Annotated in this window: 13 protein-coding genes, 2 tRNA genes, 2 rRNA genes and 1 riboswitch; of the genes, 7 read left to right on the top strand and 10 right to left on the bottom strand. The window is 41.4% G+C overall.

What is annotated here, in order from left to right; genetic code table 11:
* Positions 1 to 52: 52 nt before the first annotated feature.
* On the bottom strand, positions 53 to 2,869 hold the full coding sequence (gene carB, locus BFS30_RS10535) for a carbamoyl-phosphate synthase large subunit (protein WP_069379254.1): 2,817 nt from the start codon (positions 2,867 to 2,869) through the stop codon (positions 53 to 55).
* 233 nt (positions 2,870 to 3,102) lie between these two features.
* A complete protein-coding gene (locus tag BFS30_RS10530; RefSeq protein ID WP_069382381.1) occupies positions 3,103 to 3,420 on the bottom strand; it encodes a carboxypeptidase-like regulatory domain-containing protein in 318 nt (105 codons plus the stop codon).
* A 261-nt stretch (positions 3,421 to 3,681) separates the two neighbouring features.
* On the opposite strand from BFS30_RS10530, the gene BFS30_RS10525 reads away from it, so the two are divergent.
* From BFS30_RS10525 to BFS30_RS10495, 7 genes are all read left to right on the top strand, one after another.
* Positions 3,682 to 4,206 carry a hypothetical protein gene (locus BFS30_RS10525; protein WP_157262904.1) on the top strand — a complete coding sequence of 175 codons (525 nt, stop codon included), beginning with the start codon at positions 3,682 to 3,684 and terminating at the stop codon, positions 4,204 to 4,206.
* 126 nt (positions 4,207 to 4,332) lie between these two features.
* A complete protein-coding gene (gene pnuC, locus BFS30_RS10520) occupies positions 4,333 to 4,950 on the top strand; it encodes a nicotinamide riboside transporter PnuC (protein WP_069379252.1) in 618 nt (205 codons plus the stop codon).
* Entirely contained in the window at positions 4,934 to 5,464 is a 531-nt protein-coding gene (locus BFS30_RS10515; RefSeq protein ID WP_069379251.1) for an AAA family ATPase, read from the top strand. Before pnuC ends, BFS30_RS10515 begins: the two co-directional genes overlap by 17 nt.
* Before the next feature lie 43 nt (positions 5,465 to 5,507).
* Positions 5,508 to 5,639, top strand: a riboswitch (TPP riboswitch).
* A gap of 65 nt (positions 5,640 to 5,704) precedes the next feature.
* Positions 5,705 to 8,152, top strand: coding sequence for a TonB-dependent receptor (locus BFS30_RS10510; protein ID WP_069379250.1), 2,448 nt, complete (start codon positions 5,705 to 5,707; stop codon positions 8,150 to 8,152).
* Positions 8,153 to 8,157: 5 nt separating this feature from the next.
* Positions 8,158 to 8,790, top strand: a complete 633-nt coding sequence (locus tag BFS30_RS10505) for a thiamine phosphate synthase (RefSeq protein ID WP_069379249.1) — start codon at positions 8,158 to 8,160, stop codon at positions 8,788 to 8,790.
* Between the two features lie 41 nt (positions 8,791 to 8,831).
* On the top strand, positions 8,832 to 9,473 hold the full coding sequence (locus BFS30_RS10500) for an alpha/beta hydrolase (protein WP_069379248.1): 642 nt from the start codon (positions 8,832 to 8,834) through the stop codon (positions 9,471 to 9,473).
* Between the two features lie 55 nt (positions 9,474 to 9,528).
* A complete protein-coding gene (locus BFS30_RS10495; RefSeq protein WP_069379247.1) occupies positions 9,529 to 10,803 on the top strand; it encodes an MFS transporter in 1,275 nt (424 codons plus the stop codon).
* Between the two features lie 8 nt (positions 10,804 to 10,811).
* Here BFS30_RS10495 and BFS30_RS10490 read toward each other — a convergent pair whose 3' ends face one another.
* The 8 genes from BFS30_RS10490 to BFS30_RS10455 form a co-directional block, all read right to left on the bottom strand.
* The gene (locus BFS30_RS10490; RefSeq protein WP_069379246.1) at positions 10,812 to 12,560 is read right to left on the bottom strand and encodes an ABC transporter ATP-binding protein; all 1,749 of its coding nucleotides are present in this window, start codon (positions 12,558 to 12,560) and stop codon (positions 10,812 to 10,814) included.
* An 85-nt stretch (positions 12,561 to 12,645) separates the two neighbouring features.
* The gene (frr, locus tag BFS30_RS10485; RefSeq protein WP_069379245.1) at positions 12,646 to 13,209 is read right to left on the bottom strand and encodes a ribosome recycling factor; all 564 of its coding nucleotides are present in this window, start codon (positions 13,207 to 13,209) and stop codon (positions 12,646 to 12,648) included.
* A gap of 40 nt (positions 13,210 to 13,249) precedes the next feature.
* Positions 13,250 to 13,957: a UMP kinase gene (gene pyrH, locus BFS30_RS10480; protein WP_069379244.1), complete on the bottom strand. Its 708-nt coding sequence runs from the start codon at positions 13,955 to 13,957 to the stop codon at positions 13,250 to 13,252.
* Positions 13,958 to 13,995: 38 nt separating this feature from the next.
* Positions 13,996 to 15,102, bottom strand: a complete 1,107-nt coding sequence (nagA, locus tag BFS30_RS10475; protein ID WP_069379243.1) for an N-acetylglucosamine-6-phosphate deacetylase — start codon at positions 15,100 to 15,102, stop codon at positions 13,996 to 13,998.
* A gap of 137 nt (positions 15,103 to 15,239) precedes the next feature.
* A 5S ribosomal RNA gene (gene rrf / locus BFS30_RS10470) occupies positions 15,240 to 15,351 on the bottom strand.
* 113 nt (positions 15,352 to 15,464) lie between these two features.
* Positions 15,465 to 18,342: ribosomal RNA gene (locus tag BFS30_RS10465) — 23S ribosomal RNA — on the bottom strand.
* 215 nt (positions 18,343 to 18,557) lie between these two features.
* Positions 18,558 to 18,634: transfer RNA gene (locus tag BFS30_RS10460), tRNA-Ala, on the bottom strand.
* A 14-nt stretch (positions 18,635 to 18,648) separates the two neighbouring features.
* Positions 18,649 to 18,723, bottom strand: a tRNA-Ile gene (locus tag BFS30_RS10455).
* Positions 18,724 to 18,737: the final 14 nt, after the last annotated feature.

The following is an 18,737-nucleotide window of genomic DNA, read 5'->3' as shown; positions in this document are numbered from 1 at the left end:
TTAAAACAAAACCTTTTCAAAATAAAAAAGTCCCTTACGGGACTTTTTTATTTTATTTCGACAAATACATCGATTTGTCTTTATATAATTTTCTGAAGTAGGGATCTTCCAGGTTTTTAATAAACCTGATGGCTTCTCCAGTAGATTTCATTTCCGGGCCCAGCTCTTTAGCTACCTCAGGGAATTTATCAAAAGAGAATACCGGTTCTTTAATCGCATAACCTTCCAGCTTTCTTACTATGGTGAAGTCTTTCAGTTTGTTTACACCCAGCATCACTTTTGCTGCAATATTAATGTATGGAACATCATAAGCCTTCGCAATGAAAGGAACAGTCCTGGATGCTCTTGGGTTTGCTTCAATCACATAAACTTTCTCGTCCTTCACCGCGAATTGGATATTCAATAGTCCAATTACATTTAATGCCTTCGCTATTTTTTTCGAGTAGATCTCCATATCATTTTTTACCTTCTCAGATAAACTGAAAGGAGGCAATACTGCACTTGAATCTCCGGAGTGAATTCCGGCAGGTTCGATATGCTCCATCAATCCAATGATATGCACATCCTCTCCGTCACAGATTGAATCTGATTCCGTTTCCTCAGCTCTGTCCAGGAAATGATCAATTAAAACCCTGTTTCCAGGAAGGTCACCTAATAATTTAACCACCGCCTTCTCCAGATCCTCGTCATTGATGACAATGCTCATTCCCTGTCCACCCAATACATAACTTGGTCTTACCAATACCGGGTATCCAACTTCGTTAGCCACCACGATTGCTTCTTCAGCATTTTCTGCAACACCATACTTTGGATAAGGGATCTCCAGTTCTTTCAAAAGATCAGAGAAACGTCCCCTGTCTTCTGCAACATCCATGTCGTTATAAGAAGTACCAATAATTTTAATTCCATTCTCCTGAAGTTTCTCAGCCATCTTCAAAGCTGTCTGTCCACCCAATTGAACGATTACGCCTTCTGGTTTCTCCAGTTCAATGATTTCACGGACGTGCTCCCAGAATACCGGCTCAAAATATAACTTATTAGCCATATTAAAATCTGTCGATACGGTTTCAGGATTACAGTTGATCATAATTGCCTCATAGCCACTTTCTTTTGCAGCAAGTAAACCATGTACACAAGAATAATCAAATTCAATCCCCTGCCCGATACGGTTAGGTCCTGAACCCAATACGATGATCTTTTTCCTATCAGATGGGGTTGATTCATTCTCTTCCTCAAATGTAGAATAGTAATATGGAGTCTGTGCAGCAAATTCAGCAGCACAGGTGTCTACCATTTTATATACGCGTCGGATATCCAGTGATTTTCTACGCTCATATACCTCATCCTCCGTTACGTTACCAAGCAGGTAAGCAATCTGAATATCAGAGAATCCTTTTTGTTTCAGCGTAAAGAAGAACTCTCTTGGAATATTATTCAGAGAATATCTTTTCAATTCCGTTTCCAGATGAACCAGCTCCTGGATCTGTGCAAGGAACCATTTATCAATTTTGGTTACTTTGCGAATAGATTCCAATGGAACGCCCATGCTCATGGCATCTTTAATTAAGAACAGACGGTTCCAGCTTGGATGCTCGAGTCCGTTCATAATGTCTTCAATGCTTCTGTTATGTTTACCATCTGCACCTAATCCAGCTCTGCCAATTTCTAAACTCTGACAAGCTTTCTGTAATGCCTCGATAAAACTTCTACCGATAGCCATCACCTCACCTACAGATTTCATCTGCAATCCAAGTTCCATATTTGCACCTTTGAATTTATCAAAGTTCCAACGTGGTACTTTTACGATTACATAATCTAAAGTAGGCTCGAAGTAAGCGGAAGTTGTTTTTGTAATTTGATTCTCAATCTCATCGAGGTTATAACCAATCGCCAACTTAGCAGCGATTTTTGCGATTGGATACCCTGTTGCCTTACTGGCTAATGCCGAAGAGCGGGATACCCTTGGGTTGATCTCGATAGCGATAATATCATCATTATCAGGATTCACGGAGAACTGAACATTACAGCCTCCTGCGAAGTTACCAATAGCACGCATCATTTTGATGGCCTGGTTACGCATTTCCTGATAGCAACGGTCAGATAAAGTCATTGCCGGTGCTACAGTGATAGAATCTCCCGTATGGATACCCATTGGATCAAAGTTTTCAATAGAACAAATGATAATCACATTATCATTGCTATCTCTAAGCAATTCCAGCTCATATTCTTTCCAACCCAATACAGCTTTCTCTACCAAAACCTCATGCGTAGGAGAAGCTTCAAGTCCGCGTTGTAAAGCATGGTCAAATTCTTCTTTTTTATGCACAAAGCCCCCGCCCGAACCACCTAAAGTGTATGAAGGGCGAATCACTAATGGATAACCGATTTGCTGAGCTGCTTCTTTACCTTCAAGGAAAGAGTTTGCAATTTTGGAAGGAGCTACGCCAACACCTATGTCGATCATTAACTGGCGGAAAGCTTCTCTGTTCTCCGTTTTCTCAATCGCGGCAACGTCTACCCCGATTACCTTTACTCCATGCTTTTCCCAGACACCGCGCTCTTCTGCCTCTTTACAAAGGTTTAAAGCGGTTTGTCCGCCCATAGTAGGCAAAACTGCATCGATTTTACGTTCTATTAAAATCTGCTCAATGGAGTCCACCGTTAAAGGCCAAAGATAAACATGATCCCCAATCACCTTGTCGGTCATGATGGTTGCAGGATTAGAGTTGATGATCGAAACTTCAATCCCCTCTTCCTTTAAGGATAAGGCAGCTTGAGATCCTGAATAATCAAACTCACAGGCTTGACCAATGATAATAGGTCCCGATCCGATAATTAATACTGAGCGTATGGAGGTGTCTTTAGGCATAAGGCTTTAAAAAGTCTAAAGTTATATAAGTGAAATTGGTAAAAAATGCGTTCTAAAAGACCAGAATAGTCTTGAGATTTTCTGTGCTGGTAAGTATGGAAATTCCCGACTCTTCTGTCGGGATGCAAAGTTACGTTTTTGAACATTAAAAATCAGCTATTTTTAAAAAAACAGTTCAAATAAAAAAGGGCTGTCAGAATTAACCGACAGCCCTTTTATTTATCATCTTTAAATTATTGGAGCAATTTTATCTCTCCAACATCCGTAGTGGCACTATCTGTCACTGCTACGTTCTCCACAGTCGCATCTTTATAAGGGACATTTGCCTTTACCAAAACGGTATAAGTTCCTGCTTTAACCTTGCTAAATACGAAACTTCCATTATTTACCGCTGCTCTTAATGTATCTCTTCCGGCAACAGCCAATACCTGAGATGCGCCTTCTACAGGACTGACCTTCCCTTGAATTCCACCTTCTCTGATGGTAGTAAATGCTAATAAACCTAATGAAAGCCCTAATACTGCTATGAAATTTAAACTCGCTTTTTTCATCCTGATCAATTTTAGTTTAACCTTAATGTTTATTAAATGTTTCCATTCTCTAATACAAACAGGACCTGAATATGTTTTTAAAAATATACTTTCTTTTTTCATTTGCAAAATAGCATACCACAGATCCTTGTCAAAATAAACGACAAACATCCATTAATTATAAATTGGAACAACATTTGCAGTTTCTATACCGTTATAAGCTGCATCAGCTTTCATTCAAAACAAAATACACCATCACAAATGAGAACAACAAGCCCACTAATGAAAAAGTTATTTCCAGCATTACTTGCTATTGTAGTTTTATTGGCTGGATGCGCCACAGTGCAATCGCTGATCAAATCGACTTTCCCTTATACCGCAACAGTAGTTATTCCTGCATCCTCTAAAAGCAACACAATAATTTCAGCAAACTCTGCAGCAACCAGCTTTGATCAGGTTTTTGGAAATCAAAATGGGACCGATTATGTAAAGGAAGTCAGAATTGCCTCAGCTAAACTGGATGCAAGCAACCCATCCAACAAAAGCCTTGGAATGTTTAAGTCTGTAAGGCTATTTGTAGCCAACGACAAAGGAGCAGAAGTCATGGTGGCGTCAAGAAACGACGTTCAGGAAAATATTGGCTCCGGACTGGTACTAGATATAGACAATTCGCGTTTTCTTGATAACTATGTCAAAGGAACCAGCCTGCGCATAAGAATGGAATATGTGTTGAGAGACACCACCACTACAGATGTAAGTGTAAGAGTTTCATTAAGCTTCAGCACTTCTCCAAAAACAACAAAATAGTATAAAAAAATCCTCTGTTAAGAGGGTAATCTTCATAAATAGTTTGTTTGGTTTATGATCCGGCAGAAAAATGATTTCTGCCGGATTTTTTATGTGCGTTTATTTTAGGATAACTACATTTGGTTCATGTTACTTCTCGAAGCTTCTTTTTTTCAATTGATCGTCGATCAGTTTAAGCATACCTCATGGCAGGAATGGCTTGGCGTCATTTCCGGGTTTATTTGCATTTATCTGGCCACAAAGGAAAATGTACTCAGCTGGCCGATTTCTATTATTAGTGTCGTTGCCTATGCCTGGGTATTCTATGATGCAAAAATGTACGGTGATATGGCCCTACAGTTTTATTTCCTTTGCAGTGCTTTTTATGGCTGGTATTTTTGGATCAATAACAAAGCAAGTGATGATAAACCTATCACTAACTTATCCCTAAAAGGTTGGTGGATTGCAGGTGGATCCGTGCTGATCCTATCCGCGGTATTAGGTCTTTATCTGGATAAGTACACCGACACAAACGTTCCTTACGAAGATGGTTTTTGTACCGCATTAAGCTTTGTAGCGCAGTTGATGCTGACCAGAAAAATTCTTCAAAACTGGATACTCTGGATCATTGTTGATCTTTGTTATATTCCATTATACATCTACAAAAATCTAAATTTAAGTGCTGTTTTTTATGCCTTCCTGGTGGCGATCGCCATCAAAGGCTATTTAGACTGGAGGAAAACCTACCGTGAACAAACAAATTAAGAAAATTGCTATCGTCGGACCTGAGAGCACCGGAAAATCGACTATTACACAACAGCTGGCTAAGCATTACAAAACCCTTTGGGTCCCTGAATACGCAAGGTATTATTGCGCTGCGCTAACCGATCCCTGTACCCTACAAGACGAAATCAATATGTTTCACGGACAGCTTGCACTGGAGGAATCTATTCTTGCCATCGCAGAAAAAGAGCTGATCTTTTGTGATACGACTTTCATTACAGTGAAGATCTGGAGCGATGAAGTCTTCGGGGAGACACCAAGAATGGTACTGGACGCCTTGCCAAACTATACGTATGATCTCTATCTTCTGATGGACATTGACCTCCCATGGCAGGAAGATCCATTGCGTGATTTTCCTCACAAAAGAGAACATTTTATGCAAATATGGCATCAGGAATTACTGAACCTGAATGCAAACTATGTGCTGATCAGCGGACAAGAAGAAAGACTAAAGAATGCTATAGAAGCCGTACAATTATTCCTGGAAAAGCCATAACGTAAGCCATTTCCTTGCTATTCAATTTTTATCAATACCTTTGTTTCATCAAAAAGGGGTGCCTTGTTTTGTAAAAAACACGAAAACAGGCTGAGAGCATACCCATTATATCTGTAAACAGATATATGCACCTGATCCGGATAATGCCGGCGGAGGGATTGGAGTTATGGAGTTTAACTGGGCTGTAAGTACCCCTTACTTACAGTGGTTTAACTAAAAATCAAAGAATTGAAAAGATTAATGACCATAGCATTAGCTATGTTACTGTTGCCAGTTTTAGTGAAGGCACAGTTCAGTATTTCCGGATCAGTATCCGAAAAATCAAATCAGGTATTACCCGGAGCATCTATGCGTTTAAAGGAAAAATCCACCGGAGCTACTGCTAACGCAGAAGGTAAATACCAATTAACGAATCTTAAAGCCGGTAATTATACATTAGTAGTGAGCTTTGTTGGCTATCAGACGATCGAAAAAAAAATAGAGCTCAGTGCAGACCAGATTGTGAATTTCAGTTTAAGCCCTTCTGCATTTCTGGCTGATGAAGTCATTGTAAGGGCCACCAGAGCTAATGAAAAATCAGCTACTACTTATAGGAATCTAAACAGAGAGGAAATTCAGCAGAACAACTTTGGACAAGACCTTCCTTTTATTTTAAACAATACTCCAGGAGTAGTGGTCACTTCAGATGCAGGCGCCGGTGTAGGTTATACCGGTATCCGGATCCGGGGAAGCGATGCCAGCAGAATCAACGTAACGATCAACGGTATTCCTTATAACGATAGTGAGAGTCAGGGTATCTTTTGGGTAAACATGCCTGATTTCGCCTCTTCAATAGAAAATGTTCAAATTCAGCGAGGCGTAGGAACCTCAACCAATGGGGCCGGCGCTTTTGGCGGAAGCTTAAATATCCAGACCCTTGCTCCTTCGGAAAAAGCCTATGCAGAACTTAACAATACATTCGGGTCTTTCAATACGCTTAAAAACACCGTCAAAGTAGGAACTGGCCTGATTGATAATAAATGGAGTTTTGACGGCAGATTATCCCGTGTAAAATCCGATGGGTATATTGACCGTGCTGCCTCTACCTTAAAATCCTATTTTCTTTCCGGTGCTTATCACGGAAAAAACGAGCTGCTAAGGCTAAATGTCTTCTCCGGAACAGAAAAGACCTATCAGGCCTGGAGCGGTATTCCAGAGTCAAGATTAAAAGGAGATATACAGGGAATGAAAGACTACGCAGCTAATGAAGGTCTTAAACCGGAAGAACTGGAAAATTTACTCAATTCAGGAAACAGAACGTATAATCCTTTTACTTATAAAGACCAGACGGACAACTATACACAAAACCATTACCAGGCCATCTATGCCAAACAGTTTAATGAACAATTTTCGTTTAATGGAGCATTGCATTATACAGATGGTAAAGGATACTTTGAAGAATTCAAGTTAAAAGACAAGTACAAAAAGTACAAACAACCAGGAGTAATCGTGGATGGAGAACTAAAAGACCGTACTGACCTCATTCGCCGCCGTTGGCTGGATAATAATTTTTACGGACTTACTTATGCATTCAATTATCAACCTCAATCTAATTTAAACTTCACTCTTGGCGGGGCTTACAATGAGTATAGAGGTAAGCATTTCGGACAGGTAATCTGGTCTAAATTCCCTATAGGTCTGAGCAATACTGATCATTATTATGATGGCAAAGGAAACAAAAATGACTTCAACACCTATTTCAAAGTCAACTATAGCCCAATTGATCAGCTTAGCCTGTTTGCTGATCTGCAATATCGAACAGTCAGCTATGATATCAGCGGTACCGATAAAAACCTGGAACCAATTAACTTTAGCAACAACTATAATTTCTTCAATCCTAAAGTTGGGGCAACCTACTTCCTGAATCAACAAAGTAATATTTATACCTCATTTAGTGTAGCCAATAAAGAACCTAACCGTGATGATTTTACCAATCTGAAAAAAGGACTTCCTTCGCCTAAAACTGAACGTTTGAATAATGTGGAAGCAGGTTATCGTTTTAATGACAACACCTTCAATGTCGGTGTAAATGTATACGGGATGTTCTATAAAGATCAGCTGATCTTCACCGGAGAAATCAATGAATATGCAGATGCTTACCGCCAGAATGTAGACAAAAGTTACCGGATAGGCGTCGAACTGGATGGGGCTTATGTAATCAGTTCGAAATTCGCAATAAATGCAAATGCAGCTTTCAGCAGAAATAAAATTAAAAACTATGTAGATTATATCGCCAATACTGAAGAAGACGAAAGCACCAGTTTAATCGTCAATACCTATTCAAATCCTGATATCTCTTTTTCTCCTGCCGCTGTGGTTTCAGGAGAACTGGTGTACAAACCATTTAAAGGCTTTGCTGCTGCCCTGCAAAGCAAATACATCAGTAAGCAATATATGGACAATACACAAAGTGAAAACAAAATGCTAAAGGCTTACTGGGTAAACAACGCCAGGCTTGGGTATGATTTCCAAATTAAAGGAATCAAAAATATCAACCTTGGACTCTTGGTGAACAACATATTGAACAAAAAATATGAGAGCAACGGGTATACCTATAGCTATGCTTATATGGGAGATATCACCAAACAAAATTTTTATTTCACACAAGCCGGAACTAATTTTTTACTTTCGTTAAATTTGAAATTTTAATATACATGAAGAAATTCATTGAAAAACTCCACTTTATAACACACGACATTCCCCAACATACTCATATAGAACAAGCTCAGATTGCTTGCCATGCCGGTGCAAAATGGATACAATACCGTTGTCTGACTAAAAATGACGAAGAGCTTCTGGAAGATATCAATGCCATCGCTGAAATCTGTGACGATTGGGGAGCCACCCTGATAGTCACAGACCACATTCATTTGAATGGCAAAGCCGATATTCAAGGATTTCATATCGAAGACATGGATGCTGATTTTATAAAAATCCGTGAGCAGCTAGGAGAAGCAATTACCATTGGTGGTTCTTCAAACACATTGAACGGACTGATCAGAATTGCCGCAGAAGGAGTAGATTATGCAGGATTCGGCCCTTTTTATACTACTACTACAAAACCGAACAATGCACCTCTTCTCGGCATAACAGGGTATCAAACCGCCATGCAGGTATTGAAAGAAAAATCCATTGACCTACCAGTGCTCGCAGTAGGTGGAGTTACCTTAAGCGATGTAGATCCATTGATGGCTACAGGAATTTTTGGAATTGCGGTATCAGCAGCGATCAATCAGGCGGAAGATATGAGAGCGGCCTATCTCGACTTCTATGATCAGTTAAAATAAAAACCTTCTTTTCATCAGCAGCAATTTAACCTGATAAAATTATGAAAGTATACTTTATAAGTGGATTAGGTGCTGATGAAAGGGTTTTCCAATTTTTAGATCTGCCTGGAGTGGAGAGGATTTATATCAAGTGGATTATCCCCGTCAATCAGGAATCGTTGGCATCCTACGTAAACCGCTTAACTGCGCAGATTGATTTAACGCAGCAAATTGTACTTGTCGGAATTTCATTCGGAGGAATCATTGCACAGGAAATATCAAAAATCATTGACTGCCAAAAAGTAATTATCATTTCCAGTATTAAGTCTACACTGGAGTTTAGCTGGCAATTATCGCTTGTATCGTCCAGCAAAATCTACCGGTTATTTCCTGCCAAATTCTTAAAATGGAGTAACACCCTTACCGCCGACTATTATTTTAGTACTTCATCTGCTAAAGAGTCGGAGCTTTTGCATCAAATCATCAAAGACACAGATAGCAATTTTCTGCGTTGGGCTATAGATCGTCTAATGACCTGGAAAAATCCGGATCCTCAAAAAAATATCATTCATATTCATGGAACTTCGGATCGAATCTTTCCCACAAAGCCGATTAAAGATTATATAAAAATTCCTGGAGGAGGACATTTCATGATCGTAAACAAGGCCGCAGAACTTAGCAAAATAATTATGGGAAACATCTGATTTACATTTCAGATTTGGTATCCTAACACCTACATTTGTTCAAAATCATTTTCTCTTGGATAGTCCCGGTATCATAGAAAAACCAGATCCTTACGCTGCCCTCCGATATCCGGAATTCCGGTCTTACCTTGGAATGCGTTTCTTTTTTACGTTTGCTTATCAGATGCAGGCAGTCATCATTGGTTTTCATATCTATCATTTAACAAAGGATCCATTAGCATTGGGCTTAGTTGGTCTTTGTGAGGCTATTCCTGCGATCTCCATTGCCTTATATGGAGGTTATGTAGCGGATAAATCAGAAAAAAGAGGATTGTTACTCAAAGTATTTGCAGGAGTATTCCTCTGCTCCCTGATCATGCTAGTCGTCACCACCAGCCAGATGCATGCCTATGTTCCGGTAAGCTATATTGTTCCCATCATGTATCTGATGGTTTTTGGAATTGGGATTGCCAGAGGTTTTTTCAGTCCGGCAACCTTCTCCCTGATGGCACAGATTGTTCCTAAGAAACTCTATCCTAACTCCAGTACCTGGAACAGCTCAAGCTGGCAGGCTGCCTCTATCCTTGGACCAGCTACAGGAGGACTGATCTACGGTTTTTACGGAATTACGGCAACCTATTGTGTGATTCTCTTTTTTATTGCCATTGCTTTAGTTTGCATCTTCTTTTTAAAGCCCCATCCACCAACTTACATTCCTAAAGAAAGTATTGTAAAGAGTCTGACTGAAGGTGTTCATTTTGTATTTAAAAATAAGATGATGTTAGGTGCAATGAGCCTGGATTTATTCTCCGTATTCTTCGGAGGAGCCGTAGCCCTACTTCCCGTATTTGCGAATGATATCCTTAAAGTTGGTTCTGAAGGACTCGGTTTTATGCGTGCAGCCGCTTCCAGTGGGGCAGTAATCACAATGTTGGTCATGACCCGCTTTTCTCCAATGAATAAACCATGGAGAAACCTGCTCATTGCAGTTACCGGATTTGGAACAAGTATCATCTGTTACGGCCTTTCTAAAAACTTCTACCTTACCCTCCTGTTTTTATTTATGGAGGGCGCCTTTGACAGCATTAGTGTGATCATTCGTTCTACAATTATGCAGCTGCTCACACCAGATGAAATGCGTGGCAGGGTCTCTGCAGTGAACAGTATGTTTATTGGCTCCTCTAATGAGATCGGAGCCTTTGAATCAGGGCTTACGGCGAAACTGATGAGAACAGTTCCAGCCGTTGTTTTTGGTGGAAGCATGACTATTCTGGTTGCAGGGATCACTTACCTCAAAACAAAAGGTTTAATGAAATTAACCTTACAGGAAATCAACGATCAGCAAACCTGAAAATCTTATTAGTTGTCTTTCCGTTCCCCAACCTGTTGTCTCCACATCGCATAGTATAACCCATTTTCTGCCAATAAGTCTTCATGCTTACCTTGCTCAATGATATGGCCCTTCTCTAAGACATAAATGCGATCAGCATGACGAATTGTAGAAAGCCTGTGCGCAATTAATATGGTGATGTGGTTAGTCTGTACCGAAATGTCACGGATCGTAGCTGTGATCTCTTCTTCTGTCAGAGAATCCAGAGAAGATGTTGCTTCATCAAATACCAGAATATCTGGTCTACGGAGCAATGCTCTTGCTATAGACAATCTTTGTTTCTCTCCTCCTGATACTTTTACCCCTCCTTCTCCAATCACGGTATCCAATCCTTTATCGGCTCTTGCCAGTAGGTTATTACAGGCAGCCTGCTGCATCACCCTTAAGCATTCGTCATCTGTTGCGTCAGGACGAACAAACTGTAGGTTTTCTCTGATTGTTCCGGAGAATAATTGTGTATCCTGTGTTACAAAACCAATCTTTTCTCTAAGCAGGTCCAGATCAATCTCTTTACTGGAAGTATCATTATAGAGCACATCACCCTCCATCGGCTGATACAATCCGACCAACAACTTAACCAGGGTTGTTTTTCCTGATCCTGATGGGCCTACGAAGGCAATTGTTTCTCCGTTATACGTGTGGAAATTAATATCATTTAAAGCATTGTGCTTACCTGTAAGGTGTCTGAAATTCACATCTGAAAATGCCAATTTTGTAATTTTATCCAGCTTCACGGGATTTAATGGTTTCTGATCAATCGGAGTACTCAGGATCTTTTTGAAGTTCCCTAAAGAAACTTCTGCTTCACGCCAGGACAAGATTACATTACCAAGTTCCTGCAAAGGGCCAAAAAGAAAAAAGGAGTAAAAGAGAAAAGAAAAGTACTGACCTGCTGAAATGGTATTCTCAAAAATCAGAATCAGCAAAACCACTACCATCGTACTCCGAACGAAATTAACTGTTGTTCCTTGTACAAAACTCATACTCCTTACATATTTAACTTTCCTCAATTCAAGGCCTAAAATTTTATAGGTGGTTTTATTCAACCTTTCGATCTCCTGATTGGCCAGTCCCAGACTTTTTACCAATTCAATATTTCTTAACGATTCTGTAGTAGAACCTGCCAGAGCAGTTGTTTCTGCTACAATAGTTTTTTGAATGGTTTTTATCTTTTTACTCAGGAACCAGCTTACGAAACTGATGATTGGAATGGCGGAAAAATAAACCAATGTCACCTTATAGCTTACTGTAACCGAATAGACAATTACAAAGACCATCCCGATCAGACTCACAAAAAGAATACTGATGAAAGAAGTGATAAATTTTTCTGAATCCAGACGTACCTTTTGAAGAATCCCGAGTGTTTCCCCACTTCTCTGGTCTTCAAATACCTGATAAGGCAATTCCAGCGAGTGCTTTAATCCATCGGCATACATGCGTGCCCCAACCTTCTGAACGATGATACTCGTAAAATAATCCTGAAAATTTTTGGCAATCCGGGAAACCATAGCGGCTCCGACACTAAGTCCGATCAGCCCAAGTACTCCCCACACAAAAGCACTTCTGTCTAAGACATCTTTCTTTTGGATGAACTCATCGACAATCCTTCCGGTGATATAGGGGTCTAATAAGGAAAAACCAATGTTAATAGCGGCCAATAACAGCGCCAGTGCAACGATCCATTTATGGCGTTGCAAATATTGAAGTAGTAATTTCATTTAGTTAAATCTAGCCAAAAATAAATAAAGGGAATGAAGCATAAAGCTCATTCCCTTTAAATTACAAGTAAATTATAAATCAGACCTAAACGGTCATGATATCTTTCTCTTTCAATTCAGCATGCTTATCAACTTTGATAATATATGCATCTGTTATTTTTTGAACTTCAGCTTCTCCGGTTTTGATTTCATCATCGGAAACGCTTTCGCCTTTTAATCTTTTAATTTTTTCGTTGGCATCTTTACGGATGTTACGAACAGTTATTTTACCACGTTCTGCTTCCTCTTTAACTTTTTTAACCAGATCCTTTCTGCGCTCTTCAGTCAGTGGAGGTACAACTAACCGGATTACAATTCCATCATTTTGAGGATTGATTCCGATATTAGCTTCCATGATCGCACGTTCAATTGGCACCAACATGTTCTTTTCCCAAGGCTGAACAAGTAAAGTACGTGCATCCGGTGTATTGATACTTGCTACCTGGGATAAAGCAGTAGCACTACCATAATAATCTACAAAGATGCCATCTAACATCCCTGCAGAAGCTTTTCCAGCACGGATTTTTGTCAATTCAGCTTCACAATGGTCAATTGCCTTGTCCATGTTTGCCTGAGCATCTTGTAATTGTTTCTTTATGAGGTCATTCATGTTTTGTAAAATTTAACCAAAAATATAAAATTTATTAGAATCAGCCTTTAACAAGGGTACCAATCTCTTCCCCTTTAGCAATTTTCATGAAATTACCTGTTTTATTCATATCAAAAACAATAATAGGAAGTTCGTTTTCCTCACATAAAGTGAAGGCGGTCATATCCATTACGTTTAATCCTTTATCATAAACTTCTTTGAATGAAATCTTGTTGTATTTTGTTGCTGTCGGATCTTTTTCCGGATCTGCAGTATAAATTCCATCTACACGGGTTCCTTTCAATACCACATCTGCTTTAATCTCAATCGCTCTTAATGCAGCTGCAGAATCCGTTGTAAAGTAAGGATTACCGGTACCGGCTCCAAAAATCACCACACGACCTTTTTCCAGGTGACGCACCGCTCTTCTACGAATAAATGGCTCACAAATTTGTTCCATTTTAATCGCCGTCAATAAACGGGTTTTCAGACCCACTTTCTCCAGCGCATCCTGTAATGCCATACTGTTGATCACTGTGGCCAGCATTCCCATATAATCAGCTTGTGCACGGTCCATGCCAGACTTTTCAGCACTCAAGCCTCTAAAAATATTACCACCTCCAATAACTATTGCTATTTCAAGGCCTTCGCTATGTACAGCTTTAATGTCTTCAGCATATTGCCTTACGCGCTCATTGTCAATACCATATTGTTTATCGCCCATTAGCGATTCGCCACTTAATTTTAGCAGGATCCGTTTATACTTCATGACTCCAAAAATAACTATTTGTTTTAATTAATCAGGACTCAAATGTGTAAACCCTTTACAAAAACTTTAGTCAGCTTCAGTTCCGGAGATAAAAACAACAAATCAGCATCCTTACCAATACTTAAAGCACCCTTATTCTCCGCTAAGCCCATTAATCTTGCGGGATTGGTTGAAGCCAGACGCAGCGCCTGTGAGAGGCTGATATCACAATACTGAACGCAATTCTGAACAGCCTGTAACAGGGTGATGTTTGAGCCGGAAAGTGTCCCATCAGGAGTAACAAATTTATTTCCCTTTAACTGGTGTTGATAAGGTCCGATTCCGCATTCCGTTACAGCATCTGTGATTAAAAACAGCCTGTCTTTCATCACCTTATAAGTCATCTTCACCATCTCTAAGTCTACATGTGTGCCGTCGGCTATGATGCTGGCCATAGCTGTAGGATGGCTAAATACGGCCACAGGCAAATTAGGAGCTCTGTGATGAATAGAAGGCATCGCATTAAACAGATGTGTTGTAGTTTTAAATCCACTGTCATATGCCGCTGTAGCTTCTGAAAAATCAGCATCACTATGGCCGAGGGACAATACAATTCCCTCATCCAATAAATAGTTGATCACCTCTTCATCCTGAAGCTCTGCTGCTATCGTCATCATTTTTATTGTGCCCTCTCCATAATCCAACAAGCGTTTCACTTCTTCCAGGGAAGCTTTATAAATATATTCTTCCACATGTGCTCCTTTACGTTTCGCATTAATATAGGGACCTTCAAGATGCAGGCCCAAAAAGCCCTTAGCCTCCTTTCGGTACTCTTTTGCGGCGTCAAGACACTGGTAGACTATTTCCGGACTATTCGTTGCCACACAAGCTAAAAATCCAGTTGTGCCTTTAGATAAAAGGTCTTCATCCATCTGCTTTAAGGTAGCAGCGGTAGGATAAGCCGAAAAAAGGTTTCCTCCGCTTCCGTAAATCTGTAGGTCTATAAAAGCCGCACCGATGTAATCACCAGCCGCGTCAACGATTTCATATCCTGATGGAACGCGCTCATCTGTGATTCGGTTAATCTTTCCGTCTTCAATAAATATTGTCTGACCGTTAACCAGTGTATCTTCATTATAAAACTGACCATTTATTATTGCAATCATAAGCTAAGTTTTAGGGACACCCAAATATAAGGGAGTATGGGGAAATCAGCAGATAATTATGAGGATAAAATGCGGCGGTTGAGAAAAACCCTTTTAAACAAGAAAAGCCTGTAGTATTACTACAGGCTTACTTTAAGATTTGGCACCGACCTACTCTCCCACGTGTTACCGCAGTACCATCGGCTCTGGTGGGCTTGACTTCTCTGTTCGGAATGGGAAGAGGTAGACACCACCGATATAGGCACCTAAATATTTTTATTGTCTGATCTTTTATCAGTGTATCTGCTATTGCAGCTCACCATCAAACAGTGACATATTATTGAAAGAAGTTAAGTTAGGAAGAACAAACAACAGTTTATTGCTCTTGAAAGCTTCGGATTATTAGTATTACTCGACTTTGATGTCACCACCTTTACATCTGTAACCTATCAACGTAGTAGTCTGCTACGGTCCTATATGGAATTCTCATCTCGTGGCTAGTTTCGCACTTAGATGCTTTCAGCGCTTATCTATTCCCAACGTAGCTACTCTGCAATGCCCCTGGCGGAACAACAGATTCACTAGAGGTTAGTCCAACCCGGTCCTCTCGTACTAAGGTCAGCCCCACTCAAAATTCCTACGCCCACAACAGATAGGGACCGAACTGTCTCGCGACGTTCTGAACCCAGCTCGCGTGCCACTTTAATCGGCGAACAGCCGAACCCTTGGGACCTTCTCCAGCCCCAGGATGTGACGAGCCGACATCGAGGTGCCAAACCTCCCCGTCGATATGAGCTCTTGGGGGAGATCAGCCTGTTATCCCCAGCGTACCTTTTATCCTTTGAGCGATGGCCCTTCCATGCAGAACCACCGGATCACTATATCCGTCTTTCGACCCTGCTCGGCTTGTCTGCCTCACAGTCAAGCAAGCTTATGCTATTGCACTCCTCATACGGTTACCAAGCGTATTGAGCTTACCTTTGAAAGCCTCCGTTACCTTTTTGGAGGCGACCACCCCAGTCAAACTACCCATCAAACAATGTCCCCCACTGAGTGGGGTTAGACACCGAATACAGAAAGGGTGGTATTTCAACGTTGACTCCACAACACCTAGCGATGCCACTTCATAGTCTCCCACCTATCCTACACATCCTGTATCCAATGTCAATGTTAAATTGTAGTGAAGGTGCATGGGGTCTTTCCGTCCCGTTGCGGGTACCCGGCGTCTTCACCGGGACCACAATTTCACCGAGCTCATGGCTGAGACAGCGCCCAGATCGTTACACCATTCGTGCAGGTCGGAACTTACCCGACAAGGAATTTCGCTACCTTAGGACCGTTATAGTTACGGCCGCCGTTTACTGGGGCTTCGATTCAATGCTTCGCCTTGCGACTAACATCCCCTCTTAACCTTCCAGCACCGGGCAGGTGTCAGGCCTTATACTTCATCTTTCGATTTTGCAAAGCCATGTGTTTTTGTTAAACAGTCGCCTGGGCCTTTTCACTGCGGCTGACATTGCTGTCAGCGCCCCTTCTCCCGAAGTTACAGGGCCATTTTGCCGAGTTCCTTAGCCATGATTCACTCGAGCACCTTAGAATTCTCTTCCCGGATACCTGTGTCGGTTTGCGGTACGGGTTTTTATAACCTGAAGCTTAGCGGTTTTTCTTGGAAGTCTGATTACCTGCGCTATCTACGCCCCCGAAGGTTTGCAGTACTATCGGGTTTCAGCTAGATCTGCGGATTTACCTACAGTCCTAATACCTACGCCCTTTAACGATCTATTCCGTCAGATCGCGGCAGTGTCACTACTCCGTCCCCACATCGCAGTTATAAAAAGTACTGGAATATTAACCAGTTGTCCATCGAATATCCCCTTCGGGTTCTCCTTAGGCCCCGACTAACCCTGATCCGATTAGCGTTGATCAGGAAACCTTATCCTTTCGGTGGGCGGGTTTCTCTCCCGCCTTATCGTTACTTATGCCTACATTTGCTTTTCCAGAAGCTCCACCACAACTTACGTCATAACTTCGCTGCCGCTGGAATGCTCCCCTACCGTAATATTAATATTACCCATAGCTTCGGTGTATAGTTTAATGCCCGTTTATTATCCATGCCCGATCGCTCGACTAGTGAGCTGTTACGCACTCTTTAAATGAATGGCTGCTTCCAAGCCAACATCCTAGCTGTCTATGCAATCGGACCTCGTTAGTTCAACTTAACTATAACTTGGGGACCTTAGCTGATGGTCTGGGTTCTTTCCCTCTCGGCCCGTGACCTTAGCACCCCGGGCCTCACTGCAGTGTATATTATATAGCATTCGGAGTTTGTCTGGATTTGGTAGGATTTGACTCCCCCGCACCCAATCAGTAGCTCTACCTCTATATAACTTTACCACCACGCTGTTCCTAAAAACATTTCGGGGAGTACGAGCTATTTCCCAGTTTGATTAGCCTTTCACCCCTACCCACAGATCATCCGGAAACTTTTCAACGTTTATCGGTTCGGTCCTCCAGTACGTGTTACCGCACCTTCAACCTGTCCATGGGTAGATCACAAGGTTTCGCGTCTACCTCCCCTGACTATACGCCCTATTCAGACTCGCTTTCGCTTCGGCTGCGTGTCTTAAACACTTAACCTTGCCAGAGAAGAGTAACTCGTAGGCTCATTATGCAAAAGGCACGCCGTCACGCCACCTGGACGCTCCGACCGCTTGTAAGCACACAGTTTCAGGTTCTATTTCACTCCCCTGTTCGGGGTTCTTTTCACCTTTCCCTCACGGTACTGGTTCACTATCGGTCTCTCAGGAGTATTTAGCCTTACCGGATGGTGCCGGCAGATTCCCACAAGGCGTCTCCGACCTCGCGGTACTCAGGATACTACTAGGTTACTATTACTTACGTGTACGCGGCTCTCACGCTATATTGCCAGGCTTCCCATCCTGTTCCACTTCATTTTAGTATACCACATCGTAGTCCTACAACCCCACATATGCCGTAACATAAGTGGTTTGGGCTCTTTCCCTTTCGCTCGCCACTACTTAGGAAATCATTATTATTTTCTCTTCCTCTGCTTACTTAGATGTTTCAGTTCGGCAGGTTTGCGTACATTGTACGACTAGTCTTCAACTAGCCAGGTTTCCCCATTCGGAAATCTTCGGATTAATTCATATTTGCTAATACCCGAAGCTTATCGCAGCTTATCACGTCCTTCATCGCCTCTGAGAGCCAAGGCATCCCCTGTGTGCTCTTAATTACTTTCTTCTCTCCATAGCCTTTTGCGCCTATGGAAATGCTTTTTTTGATTTGTTGTTATCTCTACGGACTGAATAATTGCTTATTCCTTCCTTCAAGCTAACAACGTCTCTATTGTTGTTTGCTCTTCTTTTTTAACTTCTTCCAATATGTCAAAGAACTTTACTTCCCCTGATCACAATCCGTAATCATATTTCTTGGCCTTTTGTATTAAGCCTGGGTAATGGTGGAGAATAACGGAGTCGAACCGTTGACCTCCTGCGTGCAAGGCAGGCGCTCTAGCCAGCTGAGCTAATCCCCCTTAGAATATATCTGTAGTCCCGAGCAGATTTGAACTGCTGACCCCTACATTATCAGTGTAGTGCTCTAACCAAACTGAGCTACGGGACTATTTGTCTTTACTG

The organism is Pedobacter steynii (assembly GCF_001721645.1).
Taxonomy (GTDB): Bacteria; Bacteroidota; Bacteroidia; order Sphingobacteriales; family Sphingobacteriaceae; genus Pedobacter; species Pedobacter steynii_A.
This window is presented reverse-complemented; position numbering and strand designations above follow the sequence as displayed.